Source organism: Pseudomonas peli, from assembly GCF_900099645.1.
Classification (GTDB): Bacteria; Pseudomonadota; Gammaproteobacteria; order Pseudomonadales; family Pseudomonadaceae; genus Aquipseudomonas; species Aquipseudomonas peli.
The window spans coordinates 430,232-448,290 of the sequence record NZ_FMTL01000002.1 but is presented as its reverse complement, the minus strand read 5'-3'; the positions used below and the strand labels follow the sequence as shown (position 1 = coordinate 448,290).

The 18,059-nt window shown below is 59.5% G+C and carries 17 protein-coding genes and 1 pseudogene; 13 read left to right on the top strand and 5 right to left on the bottom strand.

What is annotated here, in order from left to right; translation table 11 throughout:
- Window positions 1-23: 23 nt before the first annotated feature.
- Window positions 24-761, bottom strand: a complete 738-nt coding sequence (locus BLO50_RS10850; RefSeq protein ID WP_090252413.1) for a PA1041 family peptidoglycan-binding anchor lipoprotein — start codon at window positions 759-761, stop codon at window positions 24-26.
- A 127-nt stretch (window positions 762-888) separates the two neighbouring features.
- Window positions 889-1,242, bottom strand: a pseudogene (locus BLO50_RS22040) (OmpA family protein); the annotation flags it as partial.
- Window positions 1,243-1,679: 437 nt separating this feature from the next.
- Between BLO50_RS22040 and BLO50_RS10840 the strand changes: the two are divergent.
- Both BLO50_RS10840 and BLO50_RS10835 read left to right on the top strand, forming a co-directional pair.
- The gene (locus BLO50_RS10840; RefSeq protein WP_090252408.1) at window positions 1,680-2,177 is read left to right on the top strand and encodes a DUF6231 family protein; all 498 of its coding nucleotides are present in this window, start codon (window positions 1,680-1,682) and stop codon (window positions 2,175-2,177) included.
- A gap of 4 nt (window positions 2,178-2,181) precedes the next feature.
- On the top strand, window positions 2,182-2,652 hold the full coding sequence (locus BLO50_RS10835; RefSeq protein ID WP_090252405.1) for a YchJ family protein: 471 nt from the start codon (window positions 2,182-2,184) through the stop codon (window positions 2,650-2,652).
- Window positions 2,653-2,711: 59 nt separating this feature from the next.
- Here BLO50_RS10835 and BLO50_RS10830 read toward each other — a convergent pair whose 3' ends face one another.
- Window positions 2,712-3,284 carry a hypothetical protein gene (locus tag BLO50_RS10830; protein ID WP_090252402.1) on the bottom strand — a complete coding sequence of 191 codons (573 nt, stop codon included), beginning with the start codon at window positions 3,282-3,284 and terminating at the stop codon, window positions 2,712-2,714.
- 112 nt (window positions 3,285-3,396) lie between these two features.
- On the opposite strand from BLO50_RS10830, the gene BLO50_RS10825 reads away from it, so the two are divergent.
- From BLO50_RS10825 to nadE, 5 genes are all read left to right on the top strand, one after another.
- Complete coding sequence (locus tag BLO50_RS10825) at window positions 3,397-3,888, top strand: LEA/WHy family protein (protein WP_090252400.1); 492 nt, start codon at window positions 3,397-3,399, stop codon at window positions 3,886-3,888.
- Between the two features lie 5 nt (window positions 3,889-3,893).
- Window positions 3,894-4,097 (top strand): SEC-C metal-binding domain-containing protein, encoded by a 204-nt coding sequence (locus BLO50_RS10820; RefSeq protein ID WP_090252397.1) that lies wholly within the window; start codon window positions 3,894-3,896, stop codon window positions 4,095-4,097.
- Between the two features lie 7 nt (window positions 4,098-4,104).
- Window positions 4,105-4,569: a DUF2489 domain-containing protein gene (locus tag BLO50_RS10815; RefSeq protein WP_090252394.1), complete on the top strand. Its 465-nt coding sequence runs from the start codon at window positions 4,105-4,107 to the stop codon at window positions 4,567-4,569.
- A gap of 152 nt (window positions 4,570-4,721) precedes the next feature.
- Entirely contained in the window at window positions 4,722-7,235 is a 2,514-nt protein-coding gene (locus tag BLO50_RS10810) for a penicillin acylase family protein (RefSeq protein ID WP_420875464.1), read from the top strand.
- Window positions 7,236-7,596: 361 nt separating this feature from the next.
- The gene (nadE, locus tag BLO50_RS10805) at window positions 7,597-8,424 is read left to right on the top strand and encodes an ammonia-dependent NAD(+) synthetase (RefSeq protein WP_090252389.1); all 828 of its coding nucleotides are present in this window, start codon (window positions 7,597-7,599) and stop codon (window positions 8,422-8,424) included.
- 58 nt (window positions 8,425-8,482) lie between these two features.
- On the opposite strand, the gene dcd is transcribed toward nadE, so the two are convergent.
- The gene (gene dcd, locus BLO50_RS10800) at window positions 8,483-9,049 is read right to left on the bottom strand and encodes a dCTP deaminase (protein WP_090252387.1); all 567 of its coding nucleotides are present in this window, start codon (window positions 9,047-9,049) and stop codon (window positions 8,483-8,485) included.
- Between the two features lie 323 nt (window positions 9,050-9,372).
- On the opposite strand from dcd, the gene BLO50_RS10795 reads away from it, so the two are divergent.
- Window positions 9,373-9,582, top strand: a complete 210-nt coding sequence (locus BLO50_RS10795; protein ID WP_090242762.1) for a cold-shock protein — start codon at window positions 9,373-9,375, stop codon at window positions 9,580-9,582.
- A gap of 108 nt (window positions 9,583-9,690) precedes the next feature.
- On the opposite strand, the gene apbC is transcribed toward BLO50_RS10795, so the two are convergent.
- On the bottom strand, window positions 9,691-10,782 hold the full coding sequence (gene apbC, locus BLO50_RS10790) for an iron-sulfur cluster carrier protein ApbC (RefSeq protein ID WP_090252385.1): 1,092 nt from the start codon (window positions 10,780-10,782) through the stop codon (window positions 9,691-9,693).
- A gap of 156 nt (window positions 10,783-10,938) precedes the next feature.
- Between apbC and metG the strand changes: the two genes are divergently transcribed.
- From metG to BLO50_RS10765, 5 genes are all read left to right on the top strand, one after another.
- Window positions 10,939-12,981, top strand: a complete 2,043-nt coding sequence (metG, locus tag BLO50_RS10785) for a methionine--tRNA ligase (protein ID WP_090252383.1) — start codon at window positions 10,939-10,941, stop codon at window positions 12,979-12,981.
- A gap of 155 nt (window positions 12,982-13,136) precedes the next feature.
- Complete coding sequence (gene rsxA / locus BLO50_RS10780) at window positions 13,137-13,721, top strand: electron transport complex subunit RsxA (RefSeq protein ID WP_090252381.1); 585 nt, start codon at window positions 13,137-13,139, stop codon at window positions 13,719-13,721.
- Window positions 13,718-14,293 (top strand): electron transport complex subunit RsxB, encoded by a 576-nt coding sequence (gene rsxB / locus BLO50_RS10775; protein ID WP_090252379.1) that lies wholly within the window; start codon window positions 13,718-13,720, stop codon window positions 14,291-14,293. Before rsxA ends, rsxB begins: the two co-directional genes overlap by 4 nt.
- On the top strand, window positions 14,290-16,980 hold the full coding sequence (gene rsxC / locus BLO50_RS10770) for an electron transport complex subunit RsxC (RefSeq protein WP_090252376.1): 2,691 nt from the start codon (window positions 14,290-14,292) through the stop codon (window positions 16,978-16,980). Before rsxB ends, rsxC begins: the two co-directional genes overlap by 4 nt.
- 39 nt (window positions 16,981-17,019) lie before the next feature.
- Window positions 17,020-18,051 (top strand): RnfABCDGE type electron transport complex subunit D, encoded by a 1,032-nt coding sequence (locus BLO50_RS10765; RefSeq protein WP_090252373.1) that lies wholly within the window; start codon window positions 17,020-17,022, stop codon window positions 18,049-18,051.
- The last annotated feature ends 8 nt before the right edge of the window (window positions 18,052-18,059 follow it).

The window sequence follows — 18,059 nt, the reverse complement described above, 5'->3', positions numbered from 1 at the left end:
GGCCTGACAGCGCATCACGTCGGTTATGGCTGCGCTTCAACCTCCGCTTCAACACGACGATTAATTGCACGCCCGGAGTCAGTGTCGTTATCCGCTACCGGCCGCGATTCACCATAACCGACCGACGAAACCCTGCTGCTGTCGATACCATGTTGATTGACCAGTACATCACGCACAGCATTCGCCCGCCGTTCGGAAAGTCCCTGGTTGTATGCATCACTGCCCACCGCATCGGTATGCCCTTCAACAGTCGTGGTGGTTTGCGGGTACTGCTTCATGAAGTCAGCAAGACTTTTGATATCGGCCTGACTGTCTTCTTTAACATCGGACTTGTTGAAATCGAACTTAACATCCAGCTCTACCCGAACCGACTCCACCATTTCAATGGGCTCAGGCTCTGCTTCGGCAGGCGTACTGGCATATTCCTTGATCGGGCAGCCGTTATGGTGAACTGGTGTATTAGGCGGGGTTCCTGGGCAACGGTCACGACGGTCGAACACGCCGTCATCGTCTTCATCACCATCCTGGGCGTAACAAATCAGCGTGCCAATGACCGCACCGGCCACCGCTCCACCTGCTGCCCACGTAGAACTTTCGATTGCGCCCAGACCTGCACCGGTCAGACCGCCAATCGCACTGCACAGGGGCCAGTTCCCTTGGTTGAGCGGCGCATCTCCCGTACTGGAAGTTGTGACGCAACCTGAAAGAACACTGCTGACCAAGAGAATGGGGGCTAGCCCCACGATGGATCTAACTCTCATGGTAGGAATCTCCTGTAATACCGGCTACTGCCGGTAACTTAGGAGTAAAGACCTACCCAGGAAGCTACACAAGCCAGACCCCTAGAGGGCCTGGCTTGTTTTCTTCAGAACGTCTGGAGTCAGACGATCAAGGACGAGCTTCTACTTCAGCTTCTACGCGGCGGTTCACGGCACGACCATCAGCGCTGGCGTTGTCCGCAACCGGACGAGTTTCGCCATAGCCCACAGCGTTAACGCGATCGCTGCCTACGCCGTACTGGTTAACCAGTACATCACGCACCGCATTGGCACGACGCTCGGACAGGGTCTGGTTGTATGCGTCGCTACCGACGGAGTCGGTATGACCTTCAACCACGGTGGTGGTTTGTGGGTATTGAGTGAGGAAGTCAGCCAGGTTTTTGATGTCACCGTAGCTTTCTGGTTTGACCTGAGCCTTGTCGAAGTCGAACTTGACGTCCAGCTCTACACGTACGACTTCAGCTGGTTCAGCAACGACAACTTCTTCAACCACTTCTTCAACCACAACAACCTGCTCATCGCTGGCGCCATGCACCCAGCAATATGCAGCTGCCATACCGGCACCTACGACGGCACCACCACCGGCCCACGAAGAGCTTTCAATAGCGCCCAGAGCAGCACCACCTACACCGCCGATTGCGGCACAGGTTGGCCAATCCGTTTTTTGTAGCCCGGCACAACCGGTCAAAAAGGTACTCGCGACAATCAGGGGTAATGCTTTCCTGGTGATGCTCATATATACGTCTCCTATTGGTAAATCGGCAAAAACCGATACTGACGAAGTAAAGACGCCAGTAACAAAATATGCCAGAGAATATGCAAACACATTACTAGCACGATCCGCACTAGGCCGCATTACTGCAGCACGTTAGTCTCTGCACACTTGAGCGAGGAGCCGTTATGCCTGCAACCCCATCCACCCGAACACCCCAGCAAGACCTTGCCGCCCTGTTGGCACGCTACACGCCAGAACGCCTGTTGGTAGTCGGTAGCCGAAAACTACCTGCCATTGAAGCATTTATCCAGGCTCATCCAAGTTGCCACTTGGTGCAGGCGGATGCAGGCGTTCTATCTAATGAAGTAGCCGCCCAACGTTTCGATCTGGCGCTGATTGTCGACTGCCTTGAACACCTGCCAAAACGTGCCGGGCTGGAGCTGCTTGGGGGAATTCGCAACCTGAATGCCAGCCGAATGGCTGTGCTGGTCGATCTGCAGGCCTGTGAGTGGCAAGAAACCGATTTCTTTGCCTTGGCTCTTCAGGCTAGTGAGCGTTTCCAGCGCGATGAGCAGACGCTCAATCTATTCACCTACGACCTGCTGGAATACAAGCAAGTACCTGACTGGCTGAACGCAAAGTTCTGGGCCAATCCGGAGAATTTTGGCAAGTACTGGTGGTAAAGCCATGAGCAACACACCTTGCCCATGCGGCAGCGACCAACTGCTGGCATCATGCTGCGGTCGTTATCACGCAGGCATACCAGCCCCTAGCGCAGAAGCGTTGATGCGCTCACGCTATAGCGCCTACGCCCTGGGACTGATCGATTATCTGGTGCGCAGCACACTTGCCGCCCAGCAAGCTGGCCTCGACCGTGACGCCATCCTGGCCTGGAGCCTGGGCAGCACCTGGCTCGGGCTTGAGGTTGAAGAAGCGCAGCTAATCGAAGGCGAACCGCAGCACGCCTACGTCACCTTTACCGCGCACTGGCGTGATGAAAGCGGCACACACAACCACCGCGAACGCTCGGCATTTGTGTGCAATAACGGCCACTGGTATTTCATTGACCCTACAGTTGAGCTGAAACTTGGCCGCAACGATACCTGCCCGTGCGCCAGTGGACTGAAATTCAAGAAGTGCTGCGCGAGTTATTTCTGATCACTGACACCCAGTGTTTCTCCGAGAGCCTCCTCCTAGGACTCTCGGCGCAGAGCAGGCTAATCCTGCAGTTTCAGATGAGAAATATCCGGCGGCGGTCCGGCTGGGGCTTTTTTAGCCTCGCCCATGTCGCTGCCGGGCGGCGCCAAGCTGAACTGCGACAGGTCTAGAGCTGGCGCCTGCACCTGCGGCTTGCCGTCTTGAACGTCGTCGCCCAGTGGCGCAATGCCAAAATCCGGAGCGTCAACTTCGCTAAATGCGGCCATGTACTCATCTCGCGGCGCGACCTTCAGGCGCCCAGCAGGCTGGCCACTTCCCGCCTGCACTGATGCAGCAGCTGGAGACACAACCGGCGTGACGGCCATCGCCGGCGGCGCAGTCAACTCGATTTCCTCGATCTCATCATCCAAGCAAGCCACTTCAGCCAAGGCGCCCGCCCGCTCTAGGGTCGAACGGTATTTTTCCGCACCCGCTGCATCCAAGTTGCTTTTGATCACGATCCGTCGCCCCGAGAACAGCAACGCCAGGCGCTGTTCATCCGCTTGAAACAGCTTGGCCAGGTTGGCCTTCACCAGTTCCAACTGGGCACCCGGAACCAGCTGCGCACTGAAGGCAATTTCGTAGCGAGCCATGGTCATACTCCTGTCCTATTCGTTGCTCAGTATGGCGCAGGTTTTTTTACCGTCACAACAGGTGGCAGCCAAGCACTTGCTTGTTACACTGATGCGTCATTCGGAGTATGCAATGTTTTATCAGGCGCAAACGATAAGAATTCTCAGCCTATTGATGTTTTTTGGCCTTCTGTCAGGCCTTAGCGGATGCTCCTCTCCAGGCGATCTGAAGTCGCCCGAAGTACGCCTCGTTAAAGTCGACGTCGTTAAAGCCAAGTTGTTGGAGCAGCATTTCACGCTGCGCTTTCGCATCGATAACCCCAATAATTTCAGCCTGCCTGTCCGCGGGATGGACTATTTGGTGCACCTGAACCAGGTCAAACTGGCTGAAGGCGAATCGAGCGTTTCATTTACCGTTCCGGCCCATGGCCACCACAACTTTTCCATACCGGTGCGCACCAACCTTTGGCGCCACCTGCGACAGATCGTCAAGGCCCTGGATAAACCGGACCAGCCCATCCCTTACCGCCTTCAAGGTGCAGTAAAAACCGGCTGGCTGTTCGGACAGAGCGTGCACATGTCGCGCAATGGCGAGATAATTCCCGGCGATTACATTCCGGAGTAACTCGCATGACCCAGCAAGAACACGTCCACGGCCCTCACTGCAACCACGACCACGATCACGCACACAGCCATGATCACGGCCACGTGCATGGCCCGCACTGCAACCACGGCCACCAGGAACCTGCCCGCAACGCCCTGAAAGACGTTGGCCGCAACGACCCCTGCCCATGCGGTAGCGAAAAGAAATTCAAGAAATGCCACGGCGCATAAGCCTGTGATGAACAACCTCACGCTACTAGTCCTGCTTGGCAGTGCTGTATTGATTGCCGCGCTCGCGCTCTACGCCCTGCATCTGTGGCGGCGGGTCTGGGCCCAGGAAAAAATCCAGACTCAGGCACTCAATACACAGCGCGAACGCATCGGTGGTGATCTGCGCATCCTTGCCAGCAGCTTACTTGAGGGTCAGCTTCCGCTGATTGAAGGTGCTATTCGGATCAAGGTATTGCTGGATAACTACGACAGCAGCCTCAGTCAGGACCCGCGCTGTGAGGTTTTTCACTTGCTGTTCACCGCCACCGCCCAGGTGCCGACCCACGCCGACTGGAAAGCGCTTGAAAGAAGCGTACGCCGTCAGCATGAGCAACGTTTCAGTGAGCTTGAGTTGCAGCACAAGGCCGCCGCCCGCGCCGCCGCTCGCTGGCTGCTTGATGAGGCTGTACCGCCGTTGCGGCAAAGCGCCTGACTTACTCACCATGCGCCTTGTCAGGTGCATGGCGGCTGGCTAACTTAGTACCTCCTCACCTGCGCGCTTACGCTTCTGGAAAGCGCACACCCCAACCGACCGTTTTCCACCCGCAAGGAGCCTGCTGCATGCTAGCGCGCGCGTTACGCCCCATGGCCCATCTAAGCCTCGCCGCCTTACTGACGGCCGTCGTCGCGCTTACGGGCTGTCAGTCATTTCTGAACAGCCGCTACAGCGACAGCGTGCACCCTGATCAGGGCATCGTGCGGGTCAAGGGCCTGGCGCAAAGCGTGGTGATTCGCCGCAATCCGCTGGGTATGCCACTAATCGAAACCACCACCTTTCATGACGCGTTGTTCGCCCTGGGCTACGTGCACGCTAGCGATCGGCTTAGCCAAATGGTTGGCCTACGGCTGATGGCTGAAGGTCGGCTGGCCGAGATGGCCGGCCCAGGCGTGCTGGAAATGGACCGTTTCATGCGCGCGGTTAACCTGAAAAAAAGCGCTGAAGTGCTCTACAGCAACGCCTCGCCTCGGATTAAAAAATTCTTCGAGGTCTATGCCCGCGGGGTCAACGCCTACCTGTTCCGCTACCGCGACAAGCTGCCGATGGACCTGGCCGAGTCCGGCTATCGCCCGGCGTACTGGAAAGCCGAAGACTCAGTGCTGGTGTTCTGTCTGCTGAACTTCGGCCTGGCGGTCAACCTGCAGGAAGAAATCGCCTCTCTGGAACTTGCACAAAAAGTCGGCAGCGAACAGCTGGCCTGGCTGCTGCCAACCTACCCTGATGAGCCGTTGCCACTTGAAGAAGCTGCCAAACTCAAAGGCCTTGACCTCAAGGGCCAGCTGGCTGGCTTGAGCGATGTCAGCGCAGCCGTCAGTCAATTTGCCGATGCGCATATGCTCGGCGTGGCGGCGTCCAACAACTGGGCATTTGCCCCGCAGCGCACACGCAGTGGCAAAAGCCTGCTGGCCAACGACACCCACCTACCGCTGTCGATGCCCTCGGTGTGGAATTTCGTGCAAATCCGCTCACCCAAATATCAGGCAGCGGGCGTGTCGATTGCAGGCGTACCGGCGGTGGTCGCGGGCTTCAACGGCAAGCTGGGCTGGGGCATGACCATGGTCATGGGCGATAACCAGGACCTTTTCCTTGAGCAGGTCAAGCAGCAAGGCGGCCGTCTGCACTACCTGGCCGACGGCAAATGGCTACCGGCGCAGGAACGCCAGGAAACCTTCTTTATCAAAGGTGAGCGGCCGATTCGCGAAACCATTTTCGAAACCCGCCACGGCCCGCTGCTGAACTCGGTACTGGGCGAACGCAAACACATGCTGCAGCCCATGCAGCTGAGCAGTCGCTACGGTTTGGCCCTGAAAACTACGCAGTTTGAAGCTGACAAGACCTTGGACGCTTTCTTCGACCTGTCGCGAGCGCAATCAGTCGAGCAGGCCTTCGAGGCCACCCGTGAAGTGCGCGCCATGCCATTGAACATTGTCTTCGCCGATGCGCAGCATATCGGCTGGCAAGTTACCGGGCGCTTCCCCAACCGCCGCGCCGGCCTGGGCCTGATGCCCTCCCCCGGCTGGGACAGCCAGTATGACTGGGACGGTTTCGCCGACCCGATGCTGCACCCCTACGATCAGGACCCGCCAGATGGCTGGCTAGGCACCGCCAACCACCGCACCGTACCGCGCGGTTATGGCATGCAGCTGTCCAACTCCTGGTTCTACCCCGAACGCGCCGAGCGCATCGCCGCGCTGGCGGCAACGGGCAGGCATGACACCCAAAGCATGATTGCCATGCAGTACGACCAGACCTCGCCCTTCGTTGCCAAACTGCAGAACATGTTCAGTGCACCAGGCATGGCTGAAAGCCTGAAAGCCGCCATTGATGCATTACCCGCCATCGAGCGCAGCAAGGCACGCGAAGCGCATGACCGACTGATGAAGTTTGACGGCAAAATGGCCGCAACATCCGCGGACGCCGCGCTCTACAGTGCATTCCTCCACCAAAGCGCGCGAGAAACCTTCCTCGACGAACTCGGCCCCGACAGCACACGTGCCTGGAAAGCCCTGGTAGATACCGCTAATAACTCCTACTCCGCTCAGGCCGATCATTTGCTCGGCCGCGAAGACAGCCCGTTCTGGAATGACACCCGCACGGCGCAGCGCGAAGATAAACCGACCATCTTGGCACGCAGCCTGGCCGGCGCCGTCACCCTGCTTGAAACCAAATTGGGCAGTGAGCGCAGCGCTTGGCAATGGGGCAAGCTACACACCTACAACTGGACCACCGAAACCAGCCAACTGGCGCAATACATGAGCTCCAGCCAACGCACCAGCATCAACGCCATCAAAAGCTACCTGGATCGCGGCCCCTACCCTGCGGGCGGTGACCACGGCACACTGAATGTGGCGGCTTACAACTGGGGCGAGAACTTCGATACCTGGCTAATTCCAGCTATGCGCATCGTCGTCGACTTCGGCCGCGAAGAGCCCCTGATTGGCCTCAACAGCTCCGGACAATCCGGCAACCCGGCCAGCAAGCATTACGCAGACGGCATCGACGCCTGGCTCAAGGGCAGCTACATGAGCTTCCCATTCCAATCGCAGAATCTCGACAAGGTCTATGGCAATAAACGTTTGCTGCTGATGCCTGCAAATTGAAGCTCACCAGCGGCCAACTACCGTTCGTCGGCCGCCACTGAACCAATTCAGCGGCGCACCCTCTGAGTAAGTGGACTTACTCCATAGATCATCATCGTTTTAGGGCGCTTTTTAGCGCCCTTTCTTTTGCCCGCGATTCCCTAATGCACCTTAGCTGCCAGTTCTCATGCCGGTTTCGATCACGGTCGAGTATTTTCCTTCGACTCGCTCCGCACATTAAAGTCTTGCAGCTCTAGCGTGCACTTCACAGCCGGTTCAACGTAAGCTTTGTCATTACGCTAACGCTTGATGCCCTACCGTCAGCATTTCTGCTGCGCGACCTGCATAAGCCACTTGTTCTGCTCCCAGTGAGGACTTTGAAATGAGCAACCGCCAAGCCGAAATCGCTGCTGAACTTGACGTTGTGCCGCCCTTTGCCGACTCCGCCGCACTCGTCGCGCAAATCGACAAGCGCAAGGCGTTTATCAAGCAATGCCTGCGCAACTCGGGCCTCAAGGTACTGGTATTGGGTATCAGCGGCGGCGTCGACTCGTTGACCGCCGGCCGCCTGGCACAGCTGTCTGTGGAAGAGCTTCGGGCAGAAACCGGTGATCAGGCCTATCGCTTTATCGCCGTGCGCCTCCCTCACGGCACCCAACACGACGAACAAGACGCCCAGGACTCACTGAAATTCATCCGCGCCGATGAAGAAGACACGGTGAATATCGCGGACAGCGTATCGGGCCTCGGCGAGCAGGTGACTCATCTGCAGAAGCTCAGCGATGCCCGCCGCGACTTCGTTACCGGCAATATTAAAGCGCGCATCCGCATGGTTGCGCAGTTTGCCATTGCCAACGCCAACAACGGGCTGGTGATTGGCACTGACCACGCCGCTGAAGCGGTGATGGGCTTTTTCACCAAGTTCGGTGACGGCGCCTGCGACTTTGCCCCGCTGTCTGGCCTGGTCAAAGGCCAGGTTCGCGCCATCGCCAAGCATCTGGGAGCACCGGAAAATCTGGTGTTCAAGGTGCCTACAGCTGATCTGGAAGAACTGCGTCCCGGCAAGCCGGACGAAGAAGCGCATGGCGTCACCTACAGCGAAATTGACGCTTTCCTGCACGGCCAGCCAGTTCGCGACGAGGCATACGCCATCATCGTGCGCACCTATGACGCCACTCGCCATAAGCGCGAACTGCCACTTGTTCCCTGAACTTCCGATACACATGAAAAAGCCGGGCATTGCCCGGCTTTTTCGTTCCATCAACCGCTTAGGCTCGAGGCAGCGTCACACCCAGCTGACCTTGGTACTTACCGCCACGATCCTTATAGGACACTTCGCAAGGCTCATCGGACTGCAGGAACAGCATCTGTGCCACACCTTCGTTGGCGTAGATCTTCGCCGGCAAAGTGGTGGTATTGGAGAATTCCAAGGTCACATGACCTTCCCACTCTGGCTCCAACGGGGTGACGTTGACGATGATGCCGCAGCGCGCATAAGTGCTCTTGCCCAGGCAGATGGTCAGCACATCACGCGGAATACGGAAGAACTCAACGGTGCGAGCCAATGCGAACGAGTTAGGCGGAATGATGCAAACATCGCTTTTCACATCGACAAAGCTCTTTTCGTCGAAGTTCTTCGGATCGACAGTTGCCGAATTGATGTTGGTAAACACCTTGAACTCATCGGCGCAGCGTACATCGTAGCCATAGCTGGAAACGCCATAGGAAATCAGCGGCTGGGCACCTTCAGCGCGCACTTGGCGCTCAACAAAGGGCTCAATCATGCCGTGCTCTAGCGCCATGCGGCGAATCCACTTATCCGATTTGATGCTCATGGCGGCTGTCCTGCTGTAGCGAAGGGTGAAAAGTGCACGCATCTTACCGGGGCCGGCGACAGGGTTCAAAGGCTCTTGAGCAAGCACGGGGCGCAAAACGGTAAACCGTCTATCTGTCGCCAAATAACAGAAAGATGCACAGAGCATTCGCGCTTAGCGTTAAAAGCGAGTATGGTTGGCCCACTGTGCTGCATGTGTCACCGCGAATCGCTACTTGATGCCTAGATTTCGATCCAAACATCGTCCGACTCCTAGTACTCGTTGCACTCAGTCCCGGCCTGGGCTTTTCCAGGGCTGTTAATAAATTTGTTAGGAGACATAACATGTCGAATCGTCAGAATGGCACCGTCAAGTGGTTCAACGATGAAAAAGGCTACGGCTTCATCACCCCACAGTCCGGTGACGACCTCTTCGTACACTTCAAAGCTATCCAGAGCGATGGCTTCAAGAGCCTGAAAGAAGGCCAGGCAGTGACTTTCGTCGCTACCCGTGGTCAGAAAGGCATGCAAGCTGAGGAAGTTCAGGTTGTATAACCTGCACTAACCTCGCTTGAGAAAAGCCCCGCCTAGTGCGGGGCTTTTTTACGGGCGCTTACTTATCTGCGCGCAGGATGTGGCGCACTTGCGTGCGCCACTACCGAATCAATCTTCGCTGATCACAATGCTCGGCATTGCCTGCTGCGCAGTGCCCTGAGCAATCCGCGCGCCGACGTTACGTGCAGTTTCCTGATAGATCATCGCGATCTGGCTTTCCGGATCGGCGATGGTAGTTGGCTTACCGCCGTCGGACTGCATGCGAATGGCCATCGACAGCGGCAACGACGCCAGCAGATCGACGCCAAACTGCGCCGCCAGCTTCTCGCCGCCGCCCTCACCGAACAGATGCTCGGCATGCCCGCAGTTCGAGCAGATATGCACAGCCATGTTTTCCACCACGCCGAGCACCGGGATATTCACCTTGCGGAACATTTCCACGCCCTTTTTGGCATCCAGCAGGGCCAGATCCTGGGGCGTGGTGACGATCACCGCGCCAGCCACCGGCACCTTCTGCGCCAGGGTCAGCTGGATGTCACCGGTACCCGGCGGCATATCGACCACCAGATAATCCAGGTCATCCCAGGCGGTCTGGGTGATCAACTGCAGCAGCGCGCCAGACACCATAGGCCCGCGCCATACCACCGGCGTATTTTCATCGGTGAGAAAGGCCATGGACATCACTTCCACGCCATGCGCCTTGAGCGGCACAAACCACTTCTGGTCTTTCACCTGCGGCCGCGTGCCTTCCGGGATACCGAACATGATGCCCTGGCTCGGCCCGTAGATATCCGCATCGAGAATGCCGACCTTGGCACCTTCACGGGCCAGCGCCAACGCCAGATTGGCTGCCGTGGTGGACTTGCCCACACCGCCTTTGCCGGAGGCCACGGCAATCACATTCTTCACATTGGCCAGCGCCGGCACCTGATCCTGCGCCTTATGCGCTTCGATCACGCAATCAACCTGTACCTGTGCACGCTCGACACCGTCGAGGTTTTCCAGGGCCATCTGCAGCATCTGCGCCCAGCCGCTCTTGAACAGCCCCGCCGCGTAGCCCAACTGCAGGCGCACCTTGACCTGCCCGCCCTGAATATCCACCTCACGTAGGCAACCGGCGCTAACCGGGTCCTGATTCAAGTGCGGGTCGGTGTATTGGGACAAGGCGGCTTCGACCGCTGCGCGGGTAACGACACTCATGGAAGGCTCCGAAAGGCTGAGTAAAGCAGGCAGGCATCTTACCCCAGGCTAACTCCATAGGCGCGCACCGGCAGGCATTGCCTGCGCAAGGGTGAAAAATATCCGCTGCCCCTATATAGTTGCCGGCTTCCCTGAGTTACCAGTGCAGCCGATCCCATGAGCCAAGTCCGCAAGATTCTCGTTACCAGCGCCCTGCCCTACGCCAACGGTTCGATTCACCTTGGCCATATGCTCGAGTACATCCAGACCGACATGTGGGTGCGTTTCCAGAAGCTGCGCGGCAACCAGGCCATCTACGTCTGCGCCGATGATGCGCATGGCTCGGCGATCATGCTGCGCGCCGAGAAGGAAGGCATCACCCCGGAACAGTTGATTGCCAATGTGCAGGCCGAACACACCGCCGACTTTGCCGACTTCGGGGTCAACTTCGACAACTACCATTCGACGCACTCGGATGAAAACCGCGAGCTGTCTGCGGCCATCTACCTGAAGCTGCGCGACGCCGGGCATATCGCCACCCGCTCGGTGACCCAGTACTTCGACCCTGAGAAGGGCATGTTCCTCGCCGACCGCTTTATCAAAGGCACCTGCCCCAAGTGCGCGGCGGAAGATCAGTACGGCGACAACTGCGAAAAATGCGGCGCCACCTACGAGCCGACCGAGCTGAAAAACCCGCGCTCGGCCATCTCCGGCGCCGTACCTGAGCTGCGCGACTCCAAGCACTTCTTCTTCAAGCTGCCGGACTTTGAGGCCATGCTGAAAAGCTGGACCCGTGGCGGCGCGCTACAGGACGCAGTAGCCAACAAGATCGCCGAATGGCTGGATTCCGGCCTGCAGGAATGGGACATCAGCCGCGATGCGCCCTACTTCGGCTTCGAAATCCCCGACGAGCCGGGCAAGTACTTCTACGTTTGGCTGGACGCGCCGATCGGCTATATGGCCAGCTTCAAGAACCTCTGCGCCAAGCGCCCGGAGCTGGACTTCGACGCGTTCTGGAACAAGGACTCGACCGCCGAGCTGTACCACTTTATCGGCAAGGACATCGTCAACTTCCACGCCCTGTTCTGGCCGGCCATGCTAGAAGGCGCCGGCCTGCGCAAGCCTACTGCAGTAGCCGTGCACGGCTACCTGACGGTCAACGGGCAGAAGATGTCCAAGTCACGCGGCACCTTTATCAAGGCCCGCACCTACCTGGATCATCTGAACCCGGAATACCTGCGCTACTACTACGCGGCCAAACTGGGCCGTGGCGTGGATGACCTCGACCTGAACCTGGAAGACTTCGTACAGAAGGTCAACTCGGACCTGGTTGGCAAAGTGGTAAATATCGCCAGCCGCTGCGCCGGCTTTATCCACAAGAGCAACAACGGCCTGCTGGTAGCCGGCAATGCCGCACCTGAGCTGACCGAGGCCTTCCAGGCTGCCGCACCGAGCATCGCCGAAGCCTACGAGGCCCGCGATTTCGCCCGCGCCATGCGCGAAATCATGGCCCTGGCCGACCGCGCCAACGCCTGGATCGCCGACAAGGCGCCCTGGTCCCTGGCCAAACAGGACGGCAAGCAGGACGAAGTGCAGGCCATCTGCGCTCTGGGCGTAAACCTGTTCCGCCAGCTGGTGATCTTCTTGAAACCGGTGCTGCCCAAGCTGGCCAGCGATGCCGAGGCCTTCCTCAATGTCGCGCCTTTGAGCTGGGACGACCACCAGACGCTGCTGGCCAACCACCAGCTAAACCCGTTTACCGCTCTGCTGACCCGTATCGAGCCTGCGAAAATCGACGCCATGATCGAAGCTTCCAAAGAAGACCTGGCCGCCAGCGAAGCCACACCTGCTACACCAGGCAACGGCGAGCTGACCAAAGACCCATTGGCCGCCGAAATCGCCTTCGACGCCTTTGCCGCGGTCGACCTGCGTATCGCCCTTATCGAGAAGTGCGCGTTTGTTGAAGGTGCCGACAAGCTGCTGCGCCTGACCTTGGATATTGGCGATGCCAAGCGCAACGTGTTCAGCGGCATCAAGAGCGCCTACCCGGACCCGAGCAAGCTGGAAGGCCGCCTGACTCTGTATGTGGCCAACCTGGCGGCGCGCAAGATGAAGTTCGGCATCAGCGAAGGCATGGTCCTGGCGGCCGGCCCTGGCGGCGAGGAAATCTACCTGCTCAGCCCGGACAGCGGTGCCAAGCCGGGCCAGCGGGTCAAATAAACCTGCGACCCAATAGCGCAGCCACTCTGATCAGGCTGCGCTAGCCTTATGGCAGCACCTCAGGAAGGCTGATCCGGCTTGTATGGCTGGATCGGCTTACCGATAATAGCCACCCCTTTCCTGCGGCCTTTGCCCGTCCATTCACGGAACCTGCAATGACCGAACTCGCCTTGATCATGGTCAGCGCCATCCTGGTCAACAACTTCGTGTTGGTCCAGTTCCTTGGCCTGTGTCCCTTTATGGGCGTCTCGAAGAAGATCGAGACGGCTATCGGCCTGTCGCTGGCCACCACCTTCGTGCTGACCCTGGCCGCCATGTGCAGCTACCTGGTGCAGCAGTACGTGCTCAAGCCGCTGGATATCGAATACCTGCGCACCATCAGCTTTATTCTGGTGATTGCCGTGGTGGTGCAGTTCACCGAAATGGTGGTGAACAAGACCAGCCCGCTGTTGTACCGCGTGCTCGGCATTTTCCTGCCGCTGATCACCACCAACTGCATCGTCCTCGGCGTGGCCCTGCTCAACGCCAACAAGGCCGAATTCACCTTTATCACCGCTACCGCCAACGGCTTTGCCGCCGGCCTCGGCTTCTCCCTGGTGCTGGTGCTGTTCGCGGCCATGCGTGAGCGCATCGCGATTGCCGACGTGCCGAAGTCCTTCCAGGGCGCGGCCATCGGAATGATCACCGCCGGGCTGATGTCCCTGGCCTTTATGGGCTTTACCGGGCTGATCAAGCTATGAGCCTGGTGCTGATCGCCGTTCTTGCCCTGCTCGCCCTGTGCCTGGTGGCCGGCGCCATCCTCGGTTTCGCCGCCGTGCGCTTCAAGGTCGAAGGCAATCCGATTGCCGAGCAGATCAACGCCCTGTTGCCGCAAACCCAGTGCGGCCAATGCGGCTACCCCGGCTGCAAACCCTACGCCGAGGCAATTGCTGGCGGCGACAAGATCAACAAATGCCCGCCCGGCGGCGAAGCAACCATTCAGGCGTTGGCGGATCTGCTCGACGTTGAAGCCGAGCCGCTGGACGCCGTAGAAGGCGAAAAGCCGCAAATGGTCGCCTATATCCGCGAAGCAGAATGCATCGGCTGCACCAAGTGCATCCAGGCCTGCCCGGTGGACGCCATCGTCGGCGCGGCCAAGCAAATGCACACGGTGATCGTCAGCGAGTGCACCGGCTGCGACCTGTGCGTCGAACCCTGTCCGGTGGACTGCATCGACATGATCGAAGTGGGCAGCACCGTGCAAAGCTGGAAATGGGAAAAACCCTTGGCCCCCGGCCAATTGATTGCCAGTGACCGGGAGCAAGCGGCATGAGTGCGCAGGAACGTATCTGGGATATCCCCGGCGGCATTCATCCGGCCGAGCGCAAGGAGCTGTCCAACCGCACGCCGATCCAGCCAGCGCCGCTGCCCAAGCGCCTGACACTGCCACTCAACCAGCATATCGGCGCGCCCGCAGAACCTGTGGTCGCCGTGGGTGAGCGCGTGCTGAAAGGCCAGCTGATCGCCGCTGCCAATGGTTTTGTCAGCGTGCCCGTGCATGCGCCGACCTCTGGCACCGTGAGTTTTATCGGCCCGCAGCCTTACCCGCATGTCTCGGGCATGCTCGCCCCAGCCATCATCATCGAAAGCGATGGGCTGGATGAGTGGATCGCACTGACACCACAGCCTGACTATCGTCACCTGGAAAGCAGCGCTCTGGTTGAGCTGATTCGCCAGGCAGGGATCAGCGGTCTGGGCGGTGCGGGCTTCCCCACCGCAGTGAAACTCAACGCGCGGCCGACGCAGAAGATCCACACGCTGATCATCAACGGCACCGAGTGCGAGCCCTATATCAGCGCCGATGATCTGCTGATGCGCGAGCATGCTAGTGAGCTGATCAGCGGCATCGATATTCTGGTGCAGCTGATCCAGCCGGATCAGGTGCTGATCGGCATCGAAGACAACAAGCCCGAAGCCATCGCCGCCGTGCGCAGCGCGCTGAACGAGCGCAGCTATCAGCTCAAGGTATTCCCCACCAAATACCCCTCCGGTGGCGAAAAACAGCTGATCCAGATTCTCACTGGTGTGGAAGTGCCCAGCGGCGGCCTGCCGGCGGATATCGGTATGCTCTGCCAGAACGTTGGCACCTGCGTAGCCATCCATGACGCGGTGATGCACGGCAAACCGCTGATCTCGCGCATTACCACCCTGACCGGTGAGGCCCTGGCCCGACCGATGAACGTCGAGGTATTGCTCGGCACGCCGGCGGGTGAATTGCTGGAGTTTGCTGGCCTCGACCGCAGCAAGCTGAACCGCCTGATCATGGGCGGCCCGATGATGGGCTTTACCCTGCACGACTTCGCCGTACCCGTGATCAAGACCACCAACTGCCTGCTGGCCTCGACCACCGCCGAGCTGCCACCACCGCCGCCGGCCATGCCGTGCATCCGCTGCGGCGAATGCGCCGAAGCCTGCCCGGCCAGCCTGCTGCCGCAGCAGCTGCACTTCTTCGCCATCGGCCAGGAGCATGAACAGCTCAAGGCGCATAACCTGTTCGACTGCATCGAATGCGGCGCCTGCGCCTATGTCTGCCCGTCGAGCATCCCTCTGGTGCAGTACTACCGCGCGGCCAAGGGTGAGATTCGCGATCTGGAGCAGAAACAACTCAAGGCCGAGCAGTCGAAGCAGCGCTTCGAGCTGCGCCAGGAACGCCTGCGCCGCGCTGAAGAACAGAAAGAAGCCGAACGTCAGGCCCGTGCTGCCAAAGCGGCCCAAGCCAAGGCAGCGCAAGCCCAGGCCGCACCCGCTATGGCTAGCAGTGATACAGCAGCGGCCAAACCGGCCGGGCTGAGTGATGAACAGAAAAAACTCAAGATCGAAGCCAGCATGGCCCAGGTCGCCCTGAAAAAAGCCGAAAAGCAGCTGGCAACCCACGCCAGCCCCGAGCTACAGGCCCAGGTCGACGAGCTGCGCAGCGCAGCGGCCATCGCTCAGCAAGCGCTCGACATGGCCATGGCCGCCAACCCGCCTGCCATGGCGGCGGCCACCCTAGTTGCCGACGATGGTGCAGTGAAAAAAGCCAAGATCGACGCCGCCATGCTCCGCGCCCAAGTTCGCAAACTGGAGAAGCTTGAAGCGCCCAGCGATGAGCAGCAAAGCGAACTGCAACAACTGCGCAGCCAGCTGGAAGCCGCCGAAAAACTGCTGGCCAGCCTGGAAGCCCAGGCGCCAGCACCAACCGTCAAACCGACTGCCGACGATGGCGTATTGAAAAAGGCCAAGATCGACGCTGCCATGCTACGCGCGCAAGTACGCAAGCTGGAAAAACTCGAATCGCCAAGCGACGAGCAACAAAGCGAACTGCAGCAACTGCGCAGCCAACTGGACGCCGCAGAAAAACTGCTGGCCAGCCTGGAAGCTCACGCGCCAGCACCAATCGCCAAACCTGCTGCCGACGACGGCGCATTGAAAAAGGCCAAAATCGACGCTGCCATGCTACGCGCGCAAGTACGCAAGCTGGAGAAGCTCGAAGCACCCAACGACGAGCAGCAAAGCGAATTGCAGCAGCTGCGCAGCCAGCTGGAAGCCGCCGAAAAACTGCTGGCCAGCCTGGAAGCCCAGGCACCGACCGCCACCGCAAAAGCGCCCGATGCAGAAGCCTCCGATCCGCTGAAAAAAGCCAAGATCGAACTGGCGATGAAGCGCGCCGAATTGAAAAAGGCCGAAAAAGCCGGCAGCGATGAAGCCGCGCTTATCAGCCTGCGCGAGGCATTGGCAGCCGCCGAGCAGGCGCTGCACCAGGCCGAGGACGCATCCGGCAAGCCGGCACCTGAGCTGGTGCTCACCGACAAAAAACCGATTGATGAAACCACTCGTGCGTTGAAGACCGAAGTAGCCTTTGCCCGTGCGGATCTGCGCAAGCTTGAACGTGACGCCAACAGCCCAGCAGACGCCCTGACGGCTGCACGTCAACGCCTGGCCGATGCCGAACGCCAATTACAGGAACACGCAGGCAGCTGATAACAGCCCTGCGTAGCCAACTCAACAACCGGAGTGCCAATGGCCCTGCCCCGCATCACATCGCCCCACGCCAAGGGCAGCAATCGCACCCAGCAAGTGATGCTGCAGGTGCTGCTGGCTACGGTGCCGGGGATTCTCGCCCTGACCTGGCTGTTCGGCGCAGGCACGTTGATCAACCTGCTGTGGGCCAGCGCCTGCGCACTGGGTTTTGAAGCGGCTATCCTGGCCCTGCGTAAACGCCCGGTGCTGTTCTTCCTCAAGGACTACAGCGTACTGGTGACCGCTGTACTGCTGGCCCTGGCGCTGCCGCCCTATTCGCCCTGGTGGCTGACCTTGGTGGCGACCGGGTTTGCCGTGGTGTTCGGCAAGCAGCTGTATGGCGGTCTCGGGCAGAACCCCTTCAACCCGGCCATGCTCGGTTATGTGGTGGTGCTGATTTCTTTCCCGGTGGAAATGACCAGCTGGCCAGCGCCGCATACGGTCGGCCTGCTTGAAGGGCTGCAACAGATTCTCGGCATCGCCAACCTGCCTGACGGCTGGGCACAGGCCACTGCGCTGGACGCACTGAAGGTCAATAAAAGCCTGACCATTGACGAGCTGTGGGCGCAGCACCCCGCGTTCGGCTATCTCGGCGGCGCCGCCACCGAGGCGGTCAATCTGGCCTTCCTCGCCGGCGGCCTGTACCTGCTGCACAAGCGCCTGTTCACCTGGCATGCGCCAGTGGGCATGCTCGCGGGCCTGGCCGTGATGAGCCTGCTGTTCTGGAACGGCTCAGGCTCGGACTCTAACGGCTCGCCGCTGTTTCATCTGCTGACCGGCGCAACCATGCTCGGCGCCTTCTTTATCGTCACCGATCCGGTCAGCGGCGCCACCAGCAACCTCGGCCGGCTGATCTTCGGCATAGGCGTTGGCGTGTTGGTCTATGTGATCCGCGCCTGGGGCGGTTACCCGGACGGCGTCGCCTTCGCCGTGCTGCTGATGAACCTGGCAGCCCCGACCATCGACTATTACACGCGGCCGCGCACCTACGGCCATCGCAAGCCGACACGCGGCTTCAAGTTGGGAGAGTGACAGTGGCC

What these genes read in the sequence shown, in the direction of transcription:
- rsxC (WP_090252376.1), top strand. Translation starts at nt 14,290, where the DNA reads ATGAGTGCGCAGGAACGTATCTGGGATATCCCCGGCGGCATTCATCCG.
- metG (WP_090252383.1), top strand. Translation starts at nt 10,939, where the DNA reads ATGAGCCAAGTCCGCAAGATTCTCGTTACCAGCGCCCTGCCCTACGCC.
- nadE (WP_090252389.1), top strand. Translation starts at nt 7,597, where the DNA reads ATGAGCAACCGCCAAGCCGAAATCGCTGCTGAACTTGACGTTGTGCCG.
- BLO50_RS10765 (WP_090252373.1), top strand. Translation starts at nt 17,020, where the DNA reads ATGGCCCTGCCCCGCATCACATCGCCCCACGCCAAGGGCAGCAATCGC.
- BLO50_RS10830 (WP_090252402.1), bottom strand. Translation starts at nt 3,284, where the DNA reads ATGGCTCGCTACGAAATTGCCTTCAGTGCGCAGCTGGTTCCGGGTGCC.
- apbC (WP_090252385.1), bottom strand. Translation starts at nt 10,782, where the DNA reads ATGAGTGTCGTTACCCGCGCAGCGGTCGAAGCCGCCTTGTCCCAATAC.
- BLO50_RS10815 (WP_090252394.1), top strand. Translation starts at nt 4,105, where the DNA reads ATGAACAACCTCACGCTACTAGTCCTGCTTGGCAGTGCTGTATTGATT.
- BLO50_RS10810 (WP_420875464.1), top strand. Translation starts at nt 4,722, where the DNA reads ATGGCCCATCTAAGCCTCGCCGCCTTACTGACGGCCGTCGTCGCGCTT.
- BLO50_RS10840 (WP_090252408.1), top strand. Translation starts at nt 1,680, where the DNA reads ATGCCTGCAACCCCATCCACCCGAACACCCCAGCAAGACCTTGCCGCC.
- rsxA (WP_090252381.1), top strand. Translation starts at nt 13,137, where the DNA reads ATGACCGAACTCGCCTTGATCATGGTCAGCGCCATCCTGGTCAACAAC.
- BLO50_RS10835 (WP_090252405.1), top strand. Translation starts at nt 2,182, where the DNA reads ATGAGCAACACACCTTGCCCATGCGGCAGCGACCAACTGCTGGCATCA.
- BLO50_RS10820 (WP_090252397.1), top strand. Translation starts at nt 3,894, where the DNA reads ATGACCCAGCAAGAACACGTCCACGGCCCTCACTGCAACCACGACCAC.
- dcd (WP_090252387.1), bottom strand. Translation starts at nt 9,049, where the DNA reads ATGAGCATCAAATCGGATAAGTGGATTCGCCGCATGGCGCTAGAGCAC.
- BLO50_RS10795 (WP_090242762.1), top strand. Translation starts at nt 9,373, where the DNA reads ATGTCGAATCGTCAGAATGGCACCGTCAAGTGGTTCAACGATGAAAAA.
- BLO50_RS10825 (WP_090252400.1), top strand. Translation starts at nt 3,397, where the DNA reads ATGTTTTATCAGGCGCAAACGATAAGAATTCTCAGCCTATTGATGTTT.
- BLO50_RS10850 (WP_090252413.1), bottom strand. Translation starts at nt 761, where the DNA reads ATGAGAGTTAGATCCATCGTGGGGCTAGCCCCCATTCTCTTGGTCAGC.
- rsxB (WP_090252379.1), top strand. Translation starts at nt 13,718, where the DNA reads ATGAGCCTGGTGCTGATCGCCGTTCTTGCCCTGCTCGCCCTGTGCCTG.